The 5,662-nt window shown below is 63.8% G+C and carries 4 protein-coding genes; all 4 read right to left on the reverse strand.

Annotation, left to right across the window (positions count from 1 at the left end; genetic code table 11):
• Positions 1-2,230, reverse strand: a 2,230-nt coding sequence (locus EOA22_RS22715; protein WP_127390228.1) for a diguanylate cyclase, incomplete at its 3' end; no start/stop codon positions are given.
• A 3-nt stretch (positions 2,231-2,233) separates the two neighbouring features.
• Positions 2,234-2,830: a GNAT family protein gene (locus EOA22_RS22720; protein ID WP_013532763.1), complete on the reverse strand. Its 597-nt coding sequence runs from the start codon at positions 2,828-2,830 to the stop codon at positions 2,234-2,236.
• 15 nt (positions 2,831-2,845) lie between these two features.
• Positions 2,846-4,138 carry a pitrilysin family protein gene (locus tag EOA22_RS22725; protein ID WP_013532762.1) on the reverse strand — a complete coding sequence of 431 codons (1,293 nt, stop codon included), beginning with the start codon at positions 4,136-4,138 and terminating at the stop codon, positions 2,846-2,848.
• A 14-nt stretch (positions 4,139-4,152) separates the two neighbouring features.
• Positions 4,153-5,550 (reverse strand): threonine synthase, encoded by a 1,398-nt coding sequence (gene thrC, locus EOA22_RS22730; RefSeq protein ID WP_013532761.1) that lies wholly within the window; start codon positions 5,548-5,550, stop codon positions 4,153-4,155.
• Between the last annotated feature and the right edge of the window lie 112 nt (positions 5,551-5,662).

A 5,662-nucleotide genomic window follows, 5' to 3' on the forward strand; every position in this document is an offset into this window, starting at 1 on the left:
AGCGCAGCAGCGCCTCGAAGCCGGCGACGCTGCCGTCCTCGAGCCGGACGATCGGCTGGTAGGCAAGGGTGAATTCGCGCCGCTCGATGGCGCGGCGCAGGTCGGATTCGAACTGCAGCCTGTCGGTGCCGACAGTGCGGAAAGCCGGACGGAACGGCTCGATTCTGTCGCCGCCGAAGCGCTTGGCCTGATGCATGGCAAGCTCGGCATCCTTGACCATGTCCTCGGCCGACATCTGTGGCGAATTCCAGGTGATCAATCCGATCGAGGCGGTCAGCACGATCTCGCGCTTGGCAAAGGTGATCGGATTGTTGATGGCATGCTTGATGGCATCCGCCACGGCGGCGATGCGGGCCGGGTCCTGTTCGGACAACAGCATCAGCGCGAACTGGTCGCCGGCAAAGCGCGACAGCGAGTCCTTCGGCTTGAGCAGCCGGTGCAGGCGGCGCGCGATGGTCAAGAGGATGGTGTCGCCGGCCGAGATGCCGAGCCCGTCGTTGACCTGCTTGAAACGGTCGATGTCGATGACGAAGACGGTCGGGCGCACCTTCTCTTCGGTGCGCGCGATCGAGATGATCGCTTCCAGCCGGTTCATCAAAAGTTCGCGGTTCGGCAGGCCGGTCAGGTTGTCGTGCACGGCATCGTGCAGCAGCCTTTCCTCGGACTTTTTCTGCTCCGTCACGTCGACCATGGTGCCAACGCAGCGGATGACTTCGCCGTCGGATCCGATGACCGGGCGCGCACGCAGCGAGAACCAGTGATAGTGGCCGTCAGCGCCGCGCAGGCGGAAGTTCTGCGACACCCGGCCGCGCCGGTGCTCGAGCACGACGTCGAGCGTCGTGCGGAACGTGTCGCGGTCGTCGGCATGCAGCACCGGCAGCCAGTTACGCGCCGCACCGCCGAGGCTGTTCGGCGCCAGCCCGAGTTGGATGCTGACATCGGGCTTGGTGACGACGCGGTCGCGCAGCACGTCCCAGTCCCACACCGTGTCGCCCGATCCGGCCACGGCAAGCGCCTGCCGCTCCAGGTCGGAGAACAGGCCCTGATGCAGCGCGCCGCCGGCAAAGGCATGCTGCATGACGGTGAAGCCGATCAGCAGGATGATCAGGATCAGCCCGCCGCCCAGGGCCGGCTGGGCGATGTCGTTGTCGAGCATGCCGGTGATCGCCATCCACGACCCGCACAGCCACAACAGCACCATGACCCAACTGGGCACCAGCATGATCGCACGATCATAACCACGAATCCCGAGGAAGATGATCAGGCCAAGCCCCGTCAGTGCGGTGGCGGCGAAGGACAGCCTGGCGATGCCGGCGGCGACCGCGGGATCGACGATCGCAACGCCGGCGATCAGCACCAGCCCGAGGATCCAGACCAGTGCGCCATAACTGAAATGGCCGTGCCATCGGTTGAGGTTGAGATAGGCGAACAGGAACACCACGAAGGTTCCCGCCAGCGCCACCTCCGTTCCCGCCCGCCACATCTGCTCATTGCCGGGCGAGATCTCGATGACCTTGTTGAGGAAGCCGAAATCGACGCAGATATAGGCCAGTACCGCCCAGGCAAGCGCGGCGGTCGCGGGGAACATCGAGGTCCCCTTGACCACGAAAAGGATGGTCAGGAACAGCGCCAGCAGGCCCGCAATGCCGATGACGATGCCGCGAAACAGCGTGTAGGAATTGACCGAGTCCTTGTAGGATTCGGGATCCCAGAGGTAGACCTGCGGCAGCTTCGGCGAGGCCAGTTCGGCGATGAAGGTGATCACCGTGCCGGGGTTCAGCGTCACCCGGAAAACGTCGGCGTCGGGACTGGTCTGGCGGTCGAGCGCGAAGCCTTCGCTGGGCGTGATGGCAGCGATGCGGGTCGAGCCCAGATCCGGCCAGAAGATGCCGGAATTCACCAGGCGGAAATGCGGTGCGACGATCAGCCGGTCGAGCTGCTGGTCGGTGGTGTTGGCGAGCGCGAAGACAGCCCAGTCGCCGGTCGAACGGGCATCATTGGCCTCGACCTCGATGCGCCGCACGATGCCGTCCGGACCCGGCGCGGTCGACACCTGGAAATTCTCGCCCTGGTTGCGGTAGATCTCGACGGCGCCGGAAAGGTCGAGCGCGACGTCGTCGCGGGCGATCTTGATCGGCTCGACGGCGAAGGCCGACGATGCCGCCCACAGCGTCAGGAGTATCGCGAGGACAATGGCGAACAGCGGCCCGTTGCGCAGGAATTTCGTCAAAAATCAGTCCTTCGTTCCAACGCCCGGCGGATCGTCCGCGATCCGGGCGTAGAGGTAGTGGTCCTGCCAGATGCCGTTGATCCTGAGATAGGATCGCAGCAGTCCTTCGCGCCGAAATCCGGCTTTTTCAAGCACGCGGATCGACCTGATATTGTCGGGAATACAGGCCGCTTCGATCCGGTGCAACCTCAGCGTATCGAAGGCGAAGCGGGTCACCACCTTGACCGCGTCGGTCATCAGGCCGCGGCCGCCGAAGCGCTCGCCGATCCAGTAGCCGACATGGCCGCTTTGCGAGACGCCATGGCGTATGTTGCCGAGCGTGATGCCGCCGGCAAGCTTGCCGCTGCTCCTCTCGAAGATAAAGAAGGCGATAGCGGTTCCCTGAGCATAATCCTCGCGGTAGCGGCTGATGCGCAGCCGCCATGCGTTGCGGTCGAGTTCATCGGGAGTCCAGCGTGGCTCCCATGGTTCGAGGAAAGCGCGGCTTTCCCCGCGCACCGCCGCCCACTCGCGATAGTCGTTGGTGAACGGCACGCGCAGCGTGACACGGTCGCCTTTCAGTGCCGGCAGGTCACGGCGAAAGAAAGGGAGCGCGAACATGGCGCTTTGAGGGGCTTAGACGGCGAGCTTGCGGGCCGCGGTCTGCGTGCCCGCGAGCGATTCGAGAATCGCCTCGTAGGGCGCCAGTGTGCCCACAGGCCCGACAGCGGTAAGCGTCGGCTTGGTCGAGAACAAACGCGACGATAGATCGGTCAGCCGCTCGATCGTCAGCGCCGACAGCCGTTCCATCAGTTCCTCCTTGGCGATCGGCCGGCCGAACAGAAGCAGTTGCCGTGCGATCTGCGAAGCGCGGCTGGCCGGGCTTTCGGCTGACATGATCAGTCCGGCGCGATATTGGGCGCGCGCCCGGTCGAGTTCTTCCTGCAGGATCTTCTCACCGGCCTTCTGCAGTTCGTCGATGATGACAGGCACCAGTTCGGCGATGTCGCTCTGGCCGGTCGCTGCATGGACGCCGAAGACGCCGGTGTCGGAAAAGCCCCAATGGAAGGCATAGACCGAGTAACACAGGCCGCGCTTCTCGCGGACCTCCTGGAACAGGCGCGACGACATGCCGCCGCCGAGGATCATCGACAGCACCTGCGAGGCGTAGAAGTCGCGCACATGATAGGCCCGGCCTTCGAACCCCAGCACGATCTGCGCGTCCATCAGGTCGCGGTCCTCGCGAAAATCGCCGCCGACATATTGCGCATATTGCGGGATGGTGCTGTCGGCCTTGCTGCGGAAGCCGCCGAGCTGCTTTTCGACCTCGCGCACGAAATTGTCATGCTTGATGTCGCCGGCGGCGACAATCACCATGCGCTCGGCGCCATATTGCCGCTCTATGAAGTCGTGAAGTTGTTTCGAGGTGAAGGACTTGACCGTTTCGGGCGTGCCGAGAATGGAGCGCCCAATCGTCTGATGGCGATAGGCGGTTTCCGTGAAACGGTCGAAGACGATGTCGTCGGGCGTGTCGTGCGCGGCGCCGATCTCCTGCAGGATCACATGCTGTTCGCGTTCGAGTTCCTGCGGGTCGAATTCGGACTCCTGCAGGATGTCGGCAAGAATGTCGACGGCTAGCGGCACGTCGTCGGAGAGCACCCTGGCATAGTAGGAGGTGGTCTCGACGCTGGTGGCGGCGTTGATTTCGCCGCCGACGTCCTCGATCTCCGAGGCGATTTCGAAGGCGCTCCGCCTTTTCGTGCCCTTGAACGCCATGTGCTCGAGCAGATGGGCCATGCCATGCTCGTCGTCACGTTCATTGCGGGCACCCGACTTCACCCAGGCACCAAGGGCAACCGATTCGATGCTTTGAAGGGTTTCGGTGGCGACTGTCAGGCCGTTCGACAGACGGCTTACCTCAACACCCATATGGCTACTACTCCCTAACGCGCCGCCCGCGCGCGGCGGCCGACGTAATCTTCCACCATTTTCAGGTCGGATGGAAGTACCGTGTATTTTTCCTCCGATGTCATCAACCCACCTAGCCATGCGGGCAGTGCGGGCGACACGCCGCTGGCGGCTTCGACGGCGGCCGGGAATTTTGCCGGGTGTGCTGTACCCAGCACCACCATCGGCACGGCGCCTGACGCCTTGCCTGCGGCGACATGCACGGCTGCCGCAGTGTGCGGATCGAGCAGATAGTTGCTGGTCGCGAGCGTCGAGCGGATGGTGGCGGCGACCTCGTCCATATCAGCGCGGCCGGCGTCGAATTCGGACCGCATCCCGGCGATTTGGTGGGGTTCGATGGTGAAAGCACCGGACTGCTTCAGGCCGTCCATGTAGCGCCGCACGGTCGCGGCGTCACGGCCGGAGGCCTCGAACAGCAAGCGTTCGAAATTCGACGACACCTGGATATCCATCGACGGCGACGTGGTCGCAAAGACGCCCTTGGTGCGGTATTCGCCGGTCGAAAAAGTGCGCGCCAGGATGTCGTTGTCATTGGTGGCAATGACCAGCCGATCGATCGGCAAGCCCATCTTCTTGGCGGCATAGCCGGCAAAGATATCGCCGAAATTGCCGGTCGGCACGGTGAAGGAAACCGGCCTGTCCGGCGCGCCGAGCGACAGCGCCGAGGAGAAATAATAGACGATCTGGGCCATGATGCGGGCCCAATTGATCGAATTGACGCCCGAAAGCGCCACCCGGTCGCGAAAGCCGTGATCGTTGAACATGTCCTTGAGCAGGCCCTGGCAATCGTCGAAATTGCCTTCGATCGCCAGCGCATGGACATTTGCAGCCGTCGACGTCGTCATTTGCCGCTGCTGCACCGGCGAGACGCGGCCATGCGGGAAAAGGATGAAGATGTCGGTCCGGCTGCGACCGGCAAAGGCATCGATGGCAGCCCCGCCGGTATCGCCCGAGGTGGCGCCGACGATGGTGGCGTGCTGGTCGCGTTCGGCAAGCACATGGTCCATCAGCCGGGCCAGAAGCTGCATCGCCACGTCCTTGAAGGCGAGCGTCGGCCCGTGGAAGAGTTCCAGGACGAAGGTGTTGGGGCCGGTCTGCACCAGCGGGCAGACAGCCTCGTGGCGGAAGGTGGCATAGGCTTCGCGGACCAGCCGCTCGAAGACGGGCGCCGGGATTTCGCCGCCAAGGAACGGCGACAGCACGCGGATGGCAAGGTCGGGATAGGCAAGGTCGCGCATGGCGCGGATCTCGGCGGCGGAAAACTGTGGCCACTCGCGCGGCACGTAGAGCCCGCCGTCGCGCGCCAGCCCAGCCAGCACGGCGTCGGAAAATCCAAGAACGGGGGCTTCCCCGCGGGTACTCACATAGTGCATGTCACAATTCCGTTACTGCCTGGCTTTTTCCGTCCACCGCAAGGTGGTTAATTCTGCACTGGCTCAGTCGCATTTTTGCCGCGCGGTTGATATACGTCACCAGCTTTGCGAG

The organism is Mesorhizobium sp. M7A.F.Ca.US.014.04.1.1, from assembly GCF_003998745.1.
Taxonomy (GTDB): Bacteria; Pseudomonadota; Alphaproteobacteria; order Rhizobiales; family Rhizobiaceae; genus Mesorhizobium; species Mesorhizobium ciceri.